The sequence below is a fragment of the Spiribacter roseus genome (assembly GCF_002813635.1).
Taxonomy (GTDB): Bacteria; Pseudomonadota; Gammaproteobacteria; order Nitrococcales; family Nitrococcaceae; genus Spiribacter; species Spiribacter roseus.
Window position 1 is genome coordinate 223,074 of record NZ_CP016382.1, and the last position, 16,097, is coordinate 239,170.

Genomic DNA, 16,097 nt, shown 5'->3' on the forward strand with positions numbered 1-16,097 from the left:
GGGGAGCATCGCCCAGCATGAATGACTCGTCAGTGACCCGGATCGAGCGCGACGCGACGATCCCCGAGGCCGCCGCGGGGCGGCGGCTGGATGCCGTGCTCGCGGAGCTGCTCCCGGAGTTCTCGCGCTCGCGGCTGCAGCGTTGGCTGCGCGATGGGGATCTGACCGTCGATGGTGGATCGCCGCGGGGGCGCGTGGCGGTCAAGGGCGGTGAGCGCATCCGGCTGGCCGCCACCGCCTCGGAGGAGGGGGTGGTCGCGGCGGAGCCCATTCCGCTGTCCATCGTTCATGAGGACGCGGCTATCCTGGTGATCAATAAACCGGCCGGTCTGGTGGTGCACCCCGGCGCGGGCAATGCGGACGGCACGCTGCAGAATGCGCTGCTGCATCATGATGCGCACCTTGGCGGGCTGCCGCGCGGGGGGATCGTGCATCGGCTCGATCGCGACACCACGGGGTTGATGGTAGTGGCGAAGACCCTCGAGGCGCATACCCATCTGGTTGAGCAGCTCCAGGCCCGCACTGTGGGCCGCGAGTATCTGGCGGTGGTGGGCGGCACCTTTACCGCGGGCGGCAGCGTGGATGCGGCCATTGGCCGGCACCCGCGGGACCGGTTGCGGATGGCGGTGCGCCAGGGCGTGGACAATAACGGCGATCCCATCGGAGCGGGGGTCAAGCCGGCGGTCACCCATTACCGTATCGAGGCGCGTTTCCCGGCCCATACGCTGCTGCGCTGCCGGCTGGAGACGGGGCGGACGCATCAGATCCGTGTGCACATGGCGCATATCCAGCATCCGATTGTCGGTGACGCGCTGTATGGCGGGCGGCTGGCGCTGCCGTCAGGGGCCGAGTCGGCAATCCCGGCCGAGGGGAATAGTGGGGTTGCTTTGGCGCCGAGTGAACACTCGTCATCCACACGCGACGTCCACACGCTGGCCGATGTGCTGCGCCGCTTCCGCCGGCAGGCCCTGCATGCCGAGACCCTCACGCTGGTGCACCCGACAAGCGGCGAGACCCTTTCCTGGTCGGTGCCGCCGCCGGACGATTTTGCCGCGCTGCTGGCCGCCCTGCGTGCGCATCAGGCTCAGATGGCGTCGGCCGCCGAGGATGACGGACGGTGGCGGCCATGACCGCCGGGACGGGCCTGTCGATCCTGCGCCCGGACTGGCCAGCGCCGGTGAACGCCGGCTTTACGACCCGGCACGGTGGAGTCAGCGAGCCGCCGTATGACGCCCTCAACCTGGCGATGCATGTGGGTGATGACCCTGCCGCGGTGCGGGAAAATCGTCGGCGTCTGGTTGAGCAGGCCGCCCTGCCCGAGGCGCCCCGCTGGCTCTCCCAGGTGCACGGCACCCGTGTGGTGCATGCAAGCGCCGTCGAGCGCGACGTCACCGAGGCCGACGCGGTGTGGACGGATCAGCCCGGCCAGGTCTGTGCGGTGCTGGTGGCCGATTGTGTGCCGATCCTGCTGGCCGCACGGGACGGCAGTTGTGTGGCCGCGGTCCATGCGGGCTGGCGTGGTCTGGCAGCAGGGGTGATCCCGCAGACCCTGGCGGCACTGCCCGTCCCGGCGTCTGAGCTCATGGCCTGTATCGGCCCGTGTATCGGGGCGGAGGCCTATGCGGTGGGCGGTGAGGTGCTCGAGGCGATGGCAAGCGAAGGGGTGGCTGCCCGATATCGGTCGGCAACCGTCACCGACAACGCGGGACAGGGCCCCCCAGCGGGTGACACCCCCAGCGGGCGCTTTCAACTTGATCTGGCGGCCACCGCCCGCGGGATTCTCGCGGACGGGGGCATTGGCGCGATCACCGGGGTGGGGCGCTGCACCCACACGGCGTCGAGCACCAGTTATTCCTATCGGCGTGAGGGTGCCACGGGCCGTCTTGCCGGGTTCGTGGCGCGACTTGCAAAGGCCTGATGCACACCCCATATCAATAGTCAAAGCGAACGACTACTGAAGGAGTCTGCACCATGCGTACGGACAAACTGACCACGAAATTCCAGATGGCCCTGGCGGATGCGCAATCGCTGGCCGTGGGGCGTGACAACTCGATGATCGAGCCGGAGCATCTGACGCTCGCCATGCTCGATCAGGAGGGTGGCGGCGTGCGTCACCTGCTGCAGCAGGCGGGCGTCAACGTCAATCTGCTGCGCTCGCAGCTCGGCGAGGCCGTTGATCGGCTGCCGACGGTGAGCGGCGATGGCGGTGAGGTGCATGTCAGCAATGACCTCAACCGACTGCTCAATCAGACCGACAAGCGGGCGCAGAAGCGCGGCGACAGCTATATCTCGAGTGAGCTGTTTCTGCTGGCGGCCGTGGATGATGGCAAGACCCGGGTGGGCGAGGCGCTGAAACACGCCGGCGCCAATAAAGAGGCGCTGGAGAAGGCCATCGACACCACCCGTGGCGGTGAGAGCGTCGATGATCCCAATGCCGAGGACCAGCGCCAGGCGCTTGAGAAGTACACCATCGACGTCACCGAGCGGGCTGAGCAGGGCAAGCTCGATCCGGTGATCGGCCGTGACGAGGAGATCCGCCGGACGATCCAGGTCCTGCAGCGGCGCACCAAGAACAACCCGGTGCTGATCGGCGAGCCGGGCGTGGGCAAGACGGCCATCGTCGAGGGGCTGGCGCTGCGCATCGTCAACCACGAGGTGCCCGAGGCGCTCAAGGAAAAGCGCGTGCTCTCGCTCGACATGGGGGCGATGGTGGCCGGCGCGAAGTACCGGGGCGAGTTTGAGGAGCGCATGAAGGGCGTGCTCAAGGACCTGGCCAAGCAGGAAGGCGAGATCATCCTGTTCATCGATGAGATTCACACCATCGTCGGCGCCGGTAAGGCCGAGGGTTCGATGGACGCGGGCAATATGCTCAAGCCGGCCCTGGCGCGGGGTGAGCTGCACTGCATTGGCGCGACAACGCTGGATGAGTATCGCACCAACATTGAAAAGGATGCCGCGCTGGAGCGGCGCTTCCAGAAGGTGCTGGTGGACGAGCCATCGGTGGAGGACACCGTGGCGATCCTGCGCGGTTTGAAGGAGCGCTATGAGGTGCACCACGGCGTCGAGATCACCGACCCGGCGATCGTCAGCGCGGCCACGCTCTCGCAGCGCTACATCACCGATCGCAAGCTCCCGGACAAGGCCATCGACCTGATCGATGAGGCGGCGAGCCGCATCCGCATCGAGATCGATTCCAAGCCCGAGGCCATGGATCGACTCGAGCGGCGGCTGATTCAGCTCAAGATCGAGCGCGAGGCCCTCAATAAGGAAGCCGACGAGGCCTCGAAAAAGCGCCTCGCCACCCTTGAGGACGAGATCGCCGAGATTGAGCATGAATACAGCGAAATGGAAGCCGTCTGGAATCGCGAAAAGGCCGCCGTGGAGGGCACCACCGGGCTCAAGGAGGCCCTGGAGCAGGCCCGTCAGGAGCTGGAGACAGCCCGCCGGGCGAGTGATCTGACGCGCATGTCCGAGCTCCAGTACGGCCGGATCCCCGAGCTCGAGCAGCAGCTTGAGGCGGCCACGCAGGCCGAGGATCAACCGGCCATGCAGCTGCTGCGCAACGCCGTCACCGATGAGGAAGTCGCCGAGGTGGTCTCGAAGTGGACCGGCATCCCCGTGGCGAAGATGCTCGAGGGTGAGCGCGACAAGCTGCTGCGCATGGAAGAAGGTCTGGGCGAGCGGGTGATTGGCCAGTCCGAGGCCGTGCAGGCCGTCTCGGATGCCATCCGCCGGTCACGGGCGGGGCTGTCCGATCCGCACCGGCCGAATGGCTCGTTCCTGTTCCTGGGCCCCACGGGCGTCGGCAAGACCGAGCTGTGCAAGGCGCTGGCGAGCTTCCTCTTTGATACCGAGGAGGCGATGGTGCGCATTGATATGTCCGAGTTCATGGAAAAGCACTCCGTAGCACGGCTCATCGGTGCGCCGCCGGGCTACGTCGGCTATGAAGAGGGCGGCTATCTGACCGAGGCCGTGCGCCGCAAGCCCTACTCGGTGCTGCTGCTCGATGAGGTGGAAAAGGCCCACGCGGATGTCTTCAACATCCTGCTGCAGGTGCTCGATGACGGGCGGCTCACCGACAGCCACGGCCGCACGGTGGATTTCCGCAATACCGTGATCGTGATGACCTCCAACCTCGGCTCGCACCTCATCCAGTCGCATGCCGGCGAGGCGCAGTATGACGAGATGAAGCGCGAGGTGATGGGCGTGGTCGGCCAGCACTTCCCGCCGGAGTTCATCAACCGGGTCGATGACGTGGTGGTGTTCCACCCCCTCGAGCGCGAGCAGATCCGCCGGATCACCGAGATCCAGGTGCGCGACCTCTCCGAGCGGCTGCGCGAGCGGGACATGGCGCTGGAGCTCACCGATGCGGCACTGGATGTGATCGGCGAAGCGGGCTTCGACCCGATGTATGGCGCCCGGCCGCTGAAGCGGGTGCTCCAGCAGCGGGTCGAGAATGCTCTGGCGCAGCGGATCCTTGCCGGCGAATTCCAGGCCGGCGATCGCATCCGGGTGGATGCCGAGGCGTCGACGGACGGCGAGGGCAGTGGCGGCTTGACCCTCGAGCGGGTCAGCGAGCCCGTGCCGGCCTAGCCGTTCACGCGGCGGATTATCGTGTCGAGGGCGCGCGTCGGCAGCAGCCGGCGTAGCGCCTTAAAGACATGGGTGGGGAGGGTGACGTGGTAGCGGGGCTTGGGGTGAACGGACTCGACCGCCAGGCGCAGCTTGCGCGCCACCGCCTCGGCCCCCAGCGTGAATGGCGGATCACCGGCGCCTTCGAGGCGTTTGATCACGGCCTGATAGCTTTGCTGGTGGACGCTTGCGCTGGGATCGATCCAGCGCTCGAACTTTTCCCTTCCGGTGGCCCGGAAGCGGCTCGTGACCGGCCCGGTCTGGATCAGTACCGCCTCGATGCCGCTGCCGCCCAGTTCCTGACGCAGGGTGTCGGTCAGGCCTTCGAGGGCGTACTTCGAGGCGTTGTAGGCGCCCCGCCACGGCAGGCCGATAAAGCCGAGCACTGAGCTGTGCTGGACGATGCGGCCATGGCCTTGAGCCCGCATCGCCGGCAGCACCGTGCGAATCACCGCCTGAGCGCCGAGGACATTGGTTTCGAACTGCGCGCGCAGGGCTTCGCGGGGCAGATCCTCGACCGCCCCCGGCTGGCCGAACCCGGCGTTGTTGAAAACGGCATCAATGCGGCCGTTAGTGCGACCGAGCAGGGTATCCACCGCGCGCTGAATGCTCGCGTCATCATCCACATCCAGGCGCAGCGCATCGTCCAGGCCATCATGCTGCAGGGCCTCGACGTCCTGCGGCTGGCGTGCCGTGGCAAAGACACGCCAGCCGTGGCGTTGCATGGCGAACGCGCAGTGCCGGCCGATGCCGGTGGAGCAACCGGTGATCAGGATGACTGGCTTTGTCTCTGCGCGTTGCGGGGTCTCAGACATGGTCCGTTCCGGTCAGTCGCAGGTCGTTGTGGGTCAGCGGCTCGCCGCCGACTTCGGTCACCCGCACCGTGTTGCTCATCCCGATGCCCCATTGGCCGGGGATACGCAGCATCAACGGCAGATGAAAGACCATGTTGGTCTGGAACTCGCGCTCGACGCCGCGGGCTATGAACCCGGAGCCCTCCACCCATGAAGGCGGGAACTGGAGCCCGACGGTGTAACCGAACACACCCGAGAAGAACGCCCGATCGGCGAGTGGGGCGAGGGCCGCCTCGGCCGCGGCCGCCGCGTTATCCATCGACACACCCGGGCGCATGTGCTCGATCAGCGTTGTGTGGATATCCCGGATGCCATCCGCCACCCGACGCATGTCATCGGTTACGGACCCCGCGACGCGTGTGCGCATCATTGGTGCGGTATAGCGCTGATACGCCGACCCGAACTCGATGAACACCGGGTCACCGTCCGCCACCGTGTGACGCTGGTGGTTGCAGTGGATGACGCTTGATCGCCAACCGGCCGTGACGATCGGCTGCAGGCTCATGAACTCGCTGCCGGCGTTGATCATGGCCGCCGATCCAGCGGCGGCGAGCTGCTGGTCCGTCACGCCCGGGGCGATCAGCTGCTCGGCGGCGGCGATGCCGGCCTCGGTGATCCGGGCGCTCTCCCGCAGCAGGGCGATTTCGGCGTCGCTTTTGACGATCTTGACGGCATCGACCAGTCCCGAGGCATCGATGAGGGGCCGATCCGGGAGCGCGTCCGCGAGTCCGTCCCTGAAACCGGTGCGCAGTGCGGGTCCCCAGTTGTCCGTGCCGATGGGCCCGGAAAGCCTCAGGTCGGCGATGATGCCGGCCATCTGCTCCGCAGCGCCGTCCGCGCCTTCCCAGCGATAGCCAAAGACTGCGTCCACCCGGGCAGTGGTCACGGCCGGGCCGGTCTCGATGGAGGGGACCTGCAGCACCGCTTGCCCGGGTGGGTTGCCCCCGGCCGTGAGCAGTAGTGCGGTATGCACCGAGACCTCGAAGGTGTTGTAGCCGGTGAGATAGCCGATATCCGCCGCGTCGGTGACCAGCAACCCGTCCAGGCCGGCCGCCGCCATTCGCTGCGTGACGGTCAGGCGGCGCCGATCGTACTCGGCATCATCGAATGGCCGAGTCAGCGAACCGACGCGCTCGGCGAGCACTTCGCGATAGCGATTGAAATCCATGGATGGCTTCCTCTGGCTGGCGGATTACACAATGTGGGACTTCCCGCGATGTTCGTCCAGAACGAGGCGGTCATCCCTGTTCCCGATCCCTTGCACACTCGTCACCCACATCGTTTATACACATCCCCGATACACATCCCCAATACACACTGATGGATACACATTGTGGGTGTGCAAGCCCTCCGGAAGAGGCATCCGCTTCTCGGGATCTTTGGCCTGTCCCGCATACCGGATATGTACGGCCTTGCGCTCCAGCGCCTAAATGGCGATCAGTCGGATTAACGATGAGTAAGGCGGCAGTCGGCGGTCGGTGGTGAGCAAGTAAGCAGGCAATCTGAGCGTTTGGGCAACCAGCAAGCGGTCGAATGGATCGCGATTTCCCAGAGGCTCGCGACACTGCAGATCACCCGATTGTCAGGGTTGCTGAGATCGGCCTGCGTGGCTTGAGGCAGTCGCTTGGGTTCTAGCAGTGCGTGCAGGAGGATGTTGGTGTCGAGTACAAAGCTGCGACTCTCCATGTCATCTCGCGTTATTCACTGCCGTAAAACATTGCTTCAATGGCTGACCGATTCTGATCGTCAAAATCAGCCGGCACCTGAAATTTACCCTTGCCGAGTCCAAGGCGTCGCGGTTCGGTGGTGCGAGTTTCCAGTGCGACTAGCCTCGCAACGGGCCTGCCTCCGCGAGCGATCACGATCTCTTTGCCTGCAGACGCCTCTTCGACATACCGAGAGAGGTGCGTCTTTGCCTCGTGAATATTGATCGAGTCCATATTGTCTTTACACATCCCCTGGATTGCCCGGCGGATTACCCGATCTGTGCGGCCCTGCGCTCCAGGGTACGGGCGTTCGCCTCGCCGGCCCGTCTCAACGCGGTCTCAATATGCGGCGTCTCGGCGACGGTCGTCCAGAAAACAATCGCCGCCTCGGCTGCGGCGTGCCAGTCGGCGAATTCGGCGGGTTGTGGCATCGGTGGGTCGAAGGCCGGCTCCCGCATCTCGCCACTCGTTATTGGCGCATAGGCCATCGGCAGCATGTCGTAGGCCGGCGTGGGCTCAAAGCGGGGACGGCCTGACCGTTGTCCGTCAGCCGCGACGGGTCGAAAGGCCACGTTCCCCGGGTGCATGTCGGAATTGGCGATCATCTGTCCGAACCACCACTGCCGGCTCACTGCCACGCATCCCGCCGCATCCAGCCAGCCATGGCGATGCAATGCCGCAATCTGCACACGCCAGTCGTGACTGAACACACCCACCAGCGACGGATCGATCGCTGCGAGGGTCGAGACCGGACGGCGTCCGAAGGCGCCCTGTCGATCGAAGCGCTCGATCTCCAGGAAACGCCGCGACTCGGCATCAATGACCCTCGTTTGCGACGCCTTGACGCCCGCTATCCCGGCCAGCGCTCGTGCTGCGAGATGCTCGCAGTAGAGCAGATCCCGCCAGCGCTGCACCACGGCTGATCCATCGTCCGGCGCGGAGAACTTGACGATGACCGGGGTTGACGCACCGGTCTCGGAATTCATGCACAAGGCCGTGAACTTGGGAAATTCGCCACCGGCACTGGACGCGGGCAAGATCTCCGCAATCGCCCGCCTGGCGAGCGCCGGGAAATCTGTCTGTCGATTCGACACGGATATGGCCGACTTGCCCTCGGCACGCTCCCGGTACCAGCACTCGATGGATGCCTGCCCCACCACCAGGTCTCCGGGCAGATCGGCGCCGTGCCGGCCGATGACCCGCAGGATGTCGTCGTCACTCCACAAGGCCGGTTCGGCGGGGACCGGCAGCCTGCCCTCAAGTGCCCGGGCATAACGACGCCCGATGTAGCCCTGCGGGCGCATATCGAGGATCGGATAGGGCAGGCTCTCCCACCAGCCATCGCGCTGCGCCTCGTCCATCGGCCAGCCCAGGGCCTGCAGGTCGAAATGACAGCCCTCGGGCGCGATCGGTGTAAGCAGCCCGGCGTCATGGGCCCGGCCCTCAGTATCGATACTCATGACCGGGAGCGACGTCTCCTCGATGCCAGCGACCTGCCTGCGCAGGGCGTAGCGGCGGCGCGACGCCTGTCCGCTCTGTAGCCAGCCCCCGGAGTGGGCCTTGAGGTAGCGGTGCAGGGTGGCGAGGCTGACGCCCAGATCGCGGGCCAGACGAGGGCCGCTCACCGGCCCCTGCGCCTGCAATGTCTGCGCGACTTGAGACCACTGGATGCGTGATGGACGCGCCATTCAAACCGCCGTTATGCAATCATTAATGCAATGATCTTATCCCCTAAGAACAGAGAGTTGCCAGTATTCAGCGCATGGACTGCAATGGTTTGCCGAGCCGCATCTACGCCAGCAGCACCGCCACCAGCCCGGTGATGAACACGCCGTCAAACGTCCCCGCCCCGCCAATCGAGGCCAGGGGCGAGCCGAGGCCGCGCACGTCGCGCAGGCGCAGGGCGTCGGCGCCCAGCAGCACGCCCAGGGTACCGCCGATGTAGGCCAGCGGGGCGCTGCTCTCAGGCGCCAGCGTGACGGCGGTCACCGCCGCGCTGATCGGCGCGATGAAGATCGGCATCCCGATCCCGACCCCACTGACAGGCCGGCTGAACGCGTAGCAGATGCCGGTCTGGATGGCGACTGCTGCCAGCACGATCCCCGGTGACAGCGGGTTGTGGTTGAGCAGATAGACCGTGAACGCCACGGGGATGATGCCGCCGCCGACATTGACTGCGATAAGCACTTTGTTCGGGTTGAGCCGACGGGCCATGGCGGTCATCCAGCGCAGCCGCTCGGCCCAGCGCGGATCGGGCTCGCGGGTGGCATCGACCGTGAATAGCGGCAGGTTGATGCTGCTGCCGAGCAGCGAGGTGATCAGCAGCAGCATGGCGGAGCCCTGCGACAGTCCGAGCTTGTCAAAGGCGACGGTCACGACGCCGATCTGGATGAACACGAACAGCGTGGCGGCGAGAAAGATGGCAGCGATGATCTGAAGCGGCACTGACGGACTCCTGATGATCCAAAACCGGCTATCATGGCTTGCATTGGGGCAGTCGCGCCCCGACTCAATAACCATTGGACAGGTGACAGGGACCCACAGCATGCCGATCTATGAATACGTTTGCGATGACTGCCGCCACGAGCTCGAGGCACTGCAGGGCATGAACGACGCCGTGCTCACTGAATGCCCCGAGTGTGGCCATGCCGCGCTGCGGCGCAAGATTTCCGCCGCCGCCTTCCGCCTGAAGGGCAGTGGCTGGTATGAAACCGATTTTAAAAAGGACAACCAGCGCAACCTGGCCGGGGATCAGGCCGCGAGCGCCAAGTCCGAGGGGAAATCGGCCGAAGGAGGACGCAAGGATGGCGGCAAGTCGGCCGCTGCGGGCAAAGACAACGGCGCGGGCAAGGGCTCAGGTAAAGCATCTGGGGGCAGCGCCAAAGAGTAGTTTCGCACCCTGCAACCCGGTTGGGACGGCTTGCCTGCCCTTCCCCCACCGCTTAACATTCGCCGGTTTAAATGATTCATTAATGGCGGTTTGATCCCTATGCGCACCCACTACTGCGGCGATGTCACCGAGGCCCTGCTCGATCAGGATGTAGAAATCTGCGGCTGGGTGCACCGGCGGCGGGACCACGGGGGTGTCATCTTCATTGATCTGCGCGACCGCGAGGGTCGCCTGCAGGTGGTGTTCGACCCGGATCGCGAGGAGGCCTTCGCCACCGCCGACCGTGCCCGGCCCGAGTGGGTGCTGCGAATCAGTGGCCGGGTGCGTCGCCGGCCGGAGGGGACCGCCAACGAGAACCTCGGCTCGGGCCAGGTCGAGGTGCTCGCCCATGACATAGAAGTGCTCAATACGGCCAAGACGCCGCCGTTCCAGCTCGACGAGGACGACGTTGGCGAGGATGTGCGCCTGCGTCATCGCTACATGGATCTGCGCCGCCCGGCGATGCAGCAGCACCTGATCATCCGCGCTCGGGTGACCAGCTTCATGCACCGCTTCCTCGACGGCTACGGTTTTCTCGATATCGAAACGCCGATGCTAACCCGGGCGACGCCCGAGGGCGCCCGGGACTTTCTGGTGCCAAGCCGCCTGCATGCGGGCAGTTTCTACGCGCTGCCGCAGTCGCCGCAGCTGTTCAAGCAGCTTCTGATGATGTCGGGCCTCGATCGCTACTACCAGATCGTGCGCTGCTTTCGGGACGAGGACCTGCGGGCCGACCGCCAGCCCGAGTTCACCCAGCTTGATGTCGAGGCCTCGTTCATGGACGAGGGCGAGATCACTGAGCTGATGGAGCGCATGGTCCGCGAGCTCATGCACGATGTGGCGGGCGTCGATCTCCCTGCGACCTTCCCGCGGATGACCTACGCCGAGGCCATCGAGCGCTACGGCATTGACCGGCCCGACCTGCGTATCCCCATGGAGCTGGTCACGGTCAGTGATCTGCTGACCGGGGTGGATTTCAAAGTGTTCGCCGGGCCGGCCGCAGACCCGCGGGGGCGTGTTGCCGCCCTGCGCGTGCCGGGCGGGGCATCGCTCACCCGCAGGCAGATCGACGAGTACACCGAGTTCGTGGGGCGCTATGGCGCCAAAGGCCTCGCGTACATCAAGGTCAATGACCCGGCGGAAGGCGTTGACGGGCTGCAGAGCCCCATCCTCAAGTTTTTGCCCAAATCGGTGGTCACCGACCTGCTCGCACGCACCGGCGCCGGTGCCGGTGATCTGATCTTTTTTGGGGCGGATCGGGCCAATGTGGTCAACGAGTCGTTGGCCGCGCTGCGGGTGCGGTTGGGCCACGATCTGGGGCTGCTCGAGGGCGAATGGCGGCCGCTGTGGGTGGTCGACTTTCCGATGTTCGAGTACGACGAGGATGATGGGCGTTACTACGCGCTGCATCACCCCTTCACCGCGCCGCGCACGGATTCGGTGGAGGCGTTCCAGGCCGCCGATCCCGAGGCGCTCATTTCCCGGGCCTATGATCTGGTGCTCAACGGCACCGAGCTGGGCGGCGGGTCGATCCGTATCCATCGCCCCGAGATGCAGTGGGCGGTGTTCGAGCGCCTGGGCATCGAGGCGGATGAGGCGCGCGAGAAGTTCGGCTTCCTGCTCGAGGCGCTCGAGTACGGCGCGCCGCCGCATGGGGGGATCGCCTTCGGGCTTGACCGGCTGGTCATGCTGATTGCCGGGGCAGGCTCGATCCGCGACGTCATGGCCTTTCCCAAGACGCAGACCGGCACCTGCCTGCTCACCGATGCGCCGGCGGGGGTGGATACCCAGGCGCTGGATGACCTGCACATCCGCGTGCGCCGGCCGCAGAAGGGCTAGTCGGTAAGCGTCAGCCGGGTGCCGGGTCGGATGCCGTGGCGCCCGGCGGCACCGGCCGCGAGCTCAAGGGCGGCGGCAATCGGTGCATCGATCCCATAGCCGGTGCCACCGGGGGTCATCCGCTCGACGTCAATCACGACGCCGTCGGCGTTGATATAGGCAATGTCGAGGGCGCGCCGGACGTTCTGCATGTGCCAGCCCACCCGGCGCGGCTGTGTGAAGGCGAACCAGATCGGCTGATCGGCGATCACTGCGGCGGGCAGATCCTGCATGCCCTGGGCGCGCTCGTCGGGCTCATCGGCAATGCGCACGGCGAGGCGGCGGGGCGATGAATGGGTCTTTTCAGCGTCATCGGCTGCCGGCGGGGTGATCACGACCTCGCCCGTGGTCATGGACTGCCAGGCGGCGGGCAGGGCAGTGGGATCTGGCGCGGTGCCGGCATCGGCGGATTCGGCCGTCCCGCCGAACAGCCAGGCATCACCCAGCAGGATCGCGCCGGCCAGTGCCAGCCCCGCAATAATCCGTGCAATCCATCGTTTCATGGGTAGCAGGCTAACCGATTCCCGGCGCCGGCGTCGCGGGGTGAAGATCGGTAACGTCGGTGTGGCTGCGGCTGGGACCGGGGTTGTGGGTGGCCGGGGGCGATGGATCGGCGTAGCGTCGGCGGCTGGTTGGTTGCAAGGAGGGGTCATGCCCGCATGGCTGTTACTGGTGGGCGCGGTCACCATGGAGGTGATCGGCACCACGGCGCTCAAGTTATCCGACGGTTTTTCACGCCTTTGGCCGAGCCTCATCGTGGTGGCGGGCTATGGGCTTGCGTTCATTGCGCTGGGGCTGGTGCTCAAGCGCATGGAGGTGAGCGTGGCCTATGCGGTGTGGGCCGGGCTTGGCACCGCGCTGGTGGCCCTGGTGGGGGTTTTCTTTTTTGGTGAGGCGATGAGCTGGGTCAAGGCCGGCAGCCTGCTGCTGATCATTCTGGGGCTGGTGGGGTTGAATCTGGCCGGTTGAGGTGGGATATCTCAGGGACAGGACATCGATGGTTTGGGTTTGAGCTTGGGCTTGGGCTTGGATTTGGGCTTGGGTCGCCGCGATGTTAAATTGAAATGGTTTCAAACAGCGCGTCAGGACGACGCAAAAAGGAGGTCATCATGGCCACACCGGCAATCAATATCGGGATCGAGGAAAGCGCCCGCGTCGAGATCGCGGAGGGGGTCAGTCGTGTGCTGGCTGACAGCTATTCGCTGTACCTGAAAACCCATAACTTCCACTGGAACGTGACCGGGCCGATGTTCAACTCCTTGCACAACATGTTCGAGGAGCAGTACACCGAGCTTGCCACGGCGGTGGATGACATCGCTGAGCGCATCCGCGCACTGGGGGCCCGCGCGCCGGGTAGCTACAGTGAGTATGCAAAGCTGACCTCCATCCCCGAGGAGAGCAGCACGCCGGATGCCCAAGAGATGATCCGTCAGTTGGTCACGGGTCATGAGATCGTCGCCCGCACGGCGCGCGAGGTGTTTGCGACGGCGGATGAGGCGCATGACGAGCCGACCGCCGATCTACTGACCGAGCGCATGCAGCTTCATGAGAAGACGGCGTGGATGCTGCGCAGCATGCTGGAGTGATGGTGCGGTCTGGATAGCGGATACGGCGTTGCTCGCCGTCGCGGCCGGGGGTGGATGCGTCTGCCTCCGGCCGTTTTTTTTGTGAAAGGCGCGTTGTCATCCCCTTTCTTGCTGCGTGAACACGCGCGCAACACACCGGCTATCCACACGCCTCATCCACACGCCTCATCCACATCGCGAGGATGTGGGTGCGGCATACACACGCGGCAGCGGCGCGCCTAAATGCCGCCGAACACAAAGTCGATGGCGCGCATGATCTGCTGCGTCTCGCCGGTGAGGGATCCCGCCGGTTTGCCGAGCGCGTTATCCGATACCGTCATGAGCCGATCGACCACCACGACGAAATGGCTGCCGGGCGAGCACTCGAGCGCAACGATCGGGTGGGCTTCCTGCAGCGGGCGTTCGAAATGGGCCGTGGGCACGAGCGGCGCGACAATCGCCCGACCGAGGGGTTGGAGCAGCGAGTTCTGCAGGCTGACGAGAAACGGCGCCCGCGAGTCAATGCGGAACTTGTCGGCCCGGTATACCGGGTAGGTCGTCGAGGCGAGCTGGCCGCTCAGCCGTCGATCCACCGATTCCTTGAGAATCGGCACACGATCGATCATCGCCCGGACCCACTCGTCGGTCAGAAAGTCGTCATGACCGTTATGACCATCTGCGCCATCGGTGCCGTTAGCGTCGTCGATATCGTCGATATTGATGAAGGGTATTGGCCTGGACGGCCGATTGTCCCGGGCGCTCGGGGGGTCAACGCGATTCTCAATCAGGGCGCGGCGATTGCGCTTGAGCCAGGTACGGCAGCGTAGTGCATGCAGTGATTCACGCAGATGATCCTCAAAGAATCCCGAGAGGTTCATCTCCAGCGCCCGGGCCTCGTCGAGGAGATCGGGATCGATGCTTACATTGATGCGCCTTTTCTGAAGCGGCATGCGGGGCGTTCGAGTACCGAGAACCATGTCGTCGTCTGCCTGGTTAGTGTGTATGGGGCATGTGTATCGGGCGTGTGTATTCAGCGTGTGCGCGGGCCGCGGAAGACAGTTAACAACGCGCTCCTTCGGTATCACCGCCCGCGACGCCAGACGGTCCCCGCCACCCGATGGCCGGCCTTTATTCCATCCCACGCTTTCCTTATCACCACATATTCCAGACGCCTGCGCTCAAACGCGTTAGAGTTTTGGGGTATAAAGCGATCTGATTACAGACCAACAGCGAGATCCCTCCATGAAACTCGAGACTCAGGCCATCCACAGCGGCTATTCCCCGGATCCGACGACCAAGGCGGTGGCGGTGCCGATCTACCAGACCACCTCGTACGCCTTTGACGACACCCAGCATGGGGCGGACCTGTTTGACCTGAAGGTCGAGGGCAACATCTACAGCCGCATCATGAACCCGACCAACGGTGCGCTTGAGCAGCGCGTGGCGGAGATGGAAGGCGGCATCGCCGGACTGGCCGTGGCTTCGGGGATGGCGGCCATCACCTATGCCATTCAGTGCATCACCCGTGTCGGCGATAACATCGTCACCACCAGTCAGCTCTACGGCGGCACCTACAATCTGTTCGCCCACGCCCTGCCCAACATGGGCATTGAGGTGCGGTTTGCGAGCGGTGATGATCCGGCCGCCATCGAGGCACTGATCGATGACAACACCAAGGCGGTGTATGCCGAGACCGTCGGCAACCCCAACGGCAACGTGGTGGACATCGAAGCCTTCGCCACCATCGCCCATCGCCATGGTGTGCCGCTGATCGTCGATAACACGGTGCCGACGCCGGTACTCTGGCGGCCCATCGAGCAGGGCGCCGACATCGTCATCCACTCGCTGACCAAGGCGATGGGTGGGCACGGCACCACCGTGGGCGGCGTAATCGTCGACTCAGGCAACTTCCCCTGGGCGGACTACGCCAAGAAATTCCCCATGCTCACCGAGCCTGATCCGTCCTACCACGGCGTGGTCTACACCGAGGCGCTGGGCGCGGCGGCGTATATCGGGCGCTGCCGGGTCGCACCGCTTCGCAACATGGGCGCGGCACTCTCGCCGATGAACGCTTTTTTGCTGATGCAGGGCATTGAGACCGTGCCCCTGCGCATGGCCCGTCACGGCGAAAACGCCATTGCGCTGGCCGAGCATCTGAAAGCGCATCCGGGCGTGATCTGGGTGAAGTACGCCGGCCTGCCTGACAGTCCCTACTATCCGCTGGTGCAGAAATACATGGGCGGCAACAACGCCGGCGGCATCCTCAGTTTTGGGATCAAGGGCGGCGAAGAAGCGGGGGCGAAGTTCATCGATGCGCTGCAGCTCATCGTGCGTCTGGTCAACATCGGCGACGCCAAGTCGCTGGCCTGCCATCCGGCCACCACCACGCACCGCCAGTTGAACGACGAGGAGCTGGCGAGCGCCGGGGTCAGCCGTGACATGGTGCGGATCTCGGTAGGCATCGAGCACATCGACGACATCCTCGCCGATGTCGATCAGGCGCTGGCGGCGGCGGGACGCTAGGTCGCCGCGC

General features: G+C 65.2%; 15 protein-coding genes. 8 read left to right on the forward strand and 7 right to left on the reverse strand.

The genetic code is table 11. The features are described 5' to 3' along the window. Positions 1-17: 17 nt before the first annotated feature. From BBH56_RS01140 to clpB, 3 genes are read left to right on the forward strand one after another with little or no spacing between them, the layout of a single operon-like run. Positions 18-1,130: an RluA family pseudouridine synthase gene (locus BBH56_RS01140; RefSeq protein ID WP_148121654.1), complete on the forward strand. Its 1,113-nt coding sequence runs from the start codon at positions 18-20 to the stop codon at positions 1,128-1,130. After that, the gene (pgeF, locus tag BBH56_RS01145) at positions 1,127-1,918 is read left to right on the forward strand and encodes a peptidoglycan editing factor PgeF (RefSeq protein WP_148122700.1); all 792 of its coding nucleotides are present in this window, start codon (positions 1,127-1,129) and stop codon (positions 1,916-1,918) included. Before BBH56_RS01140 ends, pgeF begins: the two co-directional genes overlap by 4 nt. Before the next feature lie 53 nt (positions 1,919-1,971). After that, complete coding sequence (gene clpB / locus BBH56_RS01150) at positions 1,972-4,593, forward strand: ATP-dependent chaperone ClpB (protein ID WP_148121655.1); 2,622 nt, start codon at positions 1,972-1,974, stop codon at positions 4,591-4,593. On the opposite strand, the gene BBH56_RS01155 is transcribed toward clpB, so the two are convergent. From BBH56_RS01155 to BBH56_RS01180, 5 genes are all read right to left on the reverse strand, one after another. Further along, entirely contained in the window at positions 4,590-5,447 is an 858-nt protein-coding gene (locus tag BBH56_RS01155) for an SDR family NAD(P)-dependent oxidoreductase (RefSeq protein ID WP_148121656.1), read from the reverse strand. The two genes, clpB and BBH56_RS01155, sit on opposite strands and share 4 nt — an antisense overlap. Beyond that, a complete protein-coding gene (locus tag BBH56_RS01160; protein ID WP_148121657.1) occupies positions 5,440-6,654 on the reverse strand; it encodes a M24 family metallopeptidase in 1,215 nt (404 codons plus the stop codon). The genes BBH56_RS01155 and BBH56_RS01160 overlap by 8 nt, the downstream gene beginning before the upstream one ends. Before the next feature lie 529 nt (positions 6,655-7,183). Beyond that, a complete protein-coding gene (locus BBH56_RS01170) occupies positions 7,184-7,426 on the reverse strand; it encodes a type II toxin-antitoxin system Phd/YefM family antitoxin (RefSeq protein ID WP_148121658.1) in 243 nt (80 codons plus the stop codon). A 35-nt stretch (positions 7,427-7,461) separates the two neighbouring features. Next, a complete protein-coding gene (yjjJ, locus tag BBH56_RS01175) occupies positions 7,462-8,880 on the reverse strand; it encodes a type II toxin-antitoxin system HipA family toxin YjjJ (protein ID WP_148121659.1) in 1,419 nt (472 codons plus the stop codon). A 103-nt stretch (positions 8,881-8,983) separates the two neighbouring features. Next, positions 8,984-9,637 carry a DUF1614 domain-containing protein gene (locus tag BBH56_RS01180; RefSeq protein ID WP_110882498.1) on the reverse strand — a complete coding sequence of 218 codons (654 nt, stop codon included), beginning with the start codon at positions 9,635-9,637 and terminating at the stop codon, positions 8,984-8,986. A 100-nt stretch (positions 9,638-9,737) separates the two neighbouring features. Between BBH56_RS01180 and BBH56_RS01185 the strand changes: the two genes are divergently transcribed. Further along, positions 9,738-10,082: an FmdB family zinc ribbon protein gene (locus BBH56_RS01185; protein ID WP_110882499.1), complete on the forward strand. Its 345-nt coding sequence runs from the start codon at positions 9,738-9,740 to the stop codon at positions 10,080-10,082. Between the two features lie 99 nt (positions 10,083-10,181). Further along, on the forward strand, positions 10,182-11,960 hold the full coding sequence (gene aspS, locus BBH56_RS01190) for an aspartate--tRNA ligase (protein ID WP_148121660.1): 1,779 nt from the start codon (positions 10,182-10,184) through the stop codon (positions 11,958-11,960). On the opposite strand, the gene BBH56_RS01195 is transcribed toward aspS, so the two are convergent. Further along, entirely contained in the window at positions 11,957-12,502 is a 546-nt protein-coding gene (locus BBH56_RS01195) for a DUF192 domain-containing protein (protein WP_157809042.1), read from the reverse strand. The two genes, aspS and BBH56_RS01195, sit on opposite strands and share 4 nt — an antisense overlap. Before the next feature lie 148 nt (positions 12,503-12,650). Between BBH56_RS01195 and BBH56_RS01200 the strand changes: the two genes are divergently transcribed. Both BBH56_RS01200 and BBH56_RS01205 read left to right on the forward strand, forming a co-directional pair. Beyond that, the gene (locus BBH56_RS01200; RefSeq protein ID WP_110882502.1) at positions 12,651-12,968 is read left to right on the forward strand and encodes a DMT family transporter; all 318 of its coding nucleotides are present in this window, start codon (positions 12,651-12,653) and stop codon (positions 12,966-12,968) included. Positions 12,969-13,108: 140 nt separating this feature from the next. After that, positions 13,109-13,585, forward strand: a complete 477-nt coding sequence (locus tag BBH56_RS01205) for a Dps family protein (RefSeq protein WP_144347864.1) — start codon at positions 13,109-13,111, stop codon at positions 13,583-13,585. Between the two features lie 218 nt (positions 13,586-13,803). Here the strand turns inward: BBH56_RS01205 and BBH56_RS01210 are convergent, their stop codons facing one another. Next, positions 13,804-14,514: a CcdB family protein gene (locus BBH56_RS01210; protein WP_198515230.1), complete on the reverse strand. Its 711-nt coding sequence runs from the start codon at positions 14,512-14,514 to the stop codon at positions 13,804-13,806. A 292-nt stretch (positions 14,515-14,806) separates the two neighbouring features. On the opposite strand from BBH56_RS01210, the gene BBH56_RS01215 reads away from it, so the two are divergent. Then, positions 14,807-16,087, forward strand: coding sequence for an O-acetylhomoserine aminocarboxypropyltransferase/cysteine synthase family protein (locus BBH56_RS01215; protein WP_148121663.1), 1,281 nt, complete (start codon positions 14,807-14,809; stop codon positions 16,085-16,087). Positions 16,088-16,097 lie beyond the last annotated feature (10 nt).

Excerpts from the sequence above, each read along its gene's own strand:
- BBH56_RS01140 (WP_148121654.1), top strand. The coding sequence starts at position 18 with ATGAATGACTCGTCAGTGACCCGGATCGAGCGCGACGCGACGATCCCC.
- pgeF (WP_148122700.1), top strand. The coding sequence starts at position 1,127 with ATGACCGCCGGGACGGGCCTGTCGATCCTGCGCCCGGACTGGCCAGCG.
- clpB (WP_148121655.1), top strand. The coding sequence starts at position 1,972 with ATGCGTACGGACAAACTGACCACGAAATTCCAGATGGCCCTGGCGGAT.
- BBH56_RS01155 (WP_148121656.1), bottom strand. The coding sequence starts at position 5,447 with ATGTCTGAGACCCCGCAACGCGCAGAGACAAAGCCAGTCATCCTGATC.
- BBH56_RS01160 (WP_148121657.1), bottom strand. The coding sequence starts at position 6,654 with ATGGATTTCAATCGCTATCGCGAAGTGCTCGCCGAGCGCGTCGGTTCG.
- BBH56_RS01170 (WP_148121658.1), bottom strand. The coding sequence starts at position 7,426 with ATGGACTCGATCAATATTCACGAGGCAAAGACGCACCTCTCTCGGTAT.
- yjjJ (WP_148121659.1), bottom strand. The coding sequence starts at position 8,880 with ATGGCGCGTCCATCACGCATCCAGTGGTCTCAAGTCGCGCAGACATTG.
- BBH56_RS01185 (WP_110882499.1), top strand. The coding sequence starts at position 9,738 with ATGCCGATCTATGAATACGTTTGCGATGACTGCCGCCACGAGCTCGAG.
- aspS (WP_148121660.1), top strand. The coding sequence starts at position 10,182 with ATGCGCACCCACTACTGCGGCGATGTCACCGAGGCCCTGCTCGATCAG.
- BBH56_RS01195 (WP_157809042.1), bottom strand. The coding sequence starts at position 12,502 with ATGAAACGATGGATTGCACGGATTATTGCGGGGCTGGCACTGGCCGGC.
- BBH56_RS01200 (WP_110882502.1), top strand. The coding sequence starts at position 12,651 with ATGCCCGCATGGCTGTTACTGGTGGGCGCGGTCACCATGGAGGTGATC.
- BBH56_RS01205 (WP_144347864.1), top strand. The coding sequence starts at position 13,109 with ATGGCCACACCGGCAATCAATATCGGGATCGAGGAAAGCGCCCGCGTC.
- BBH56_RS01210 (WP_198515230.1), bottom strand. The coding sequence starts at position 14,514 with ATGCCGCTTCAGAAAAGGCGCATCAATGTAAGCATCGATCCCGATCTC.
- BBH56_RS01215 (WP_148121663.1), top strand. The coding sequence starts at position 14,807 with ATGAAACTCGAGACTCAGGCCATCCACAGCGGCTATTCCCCGGATCCG.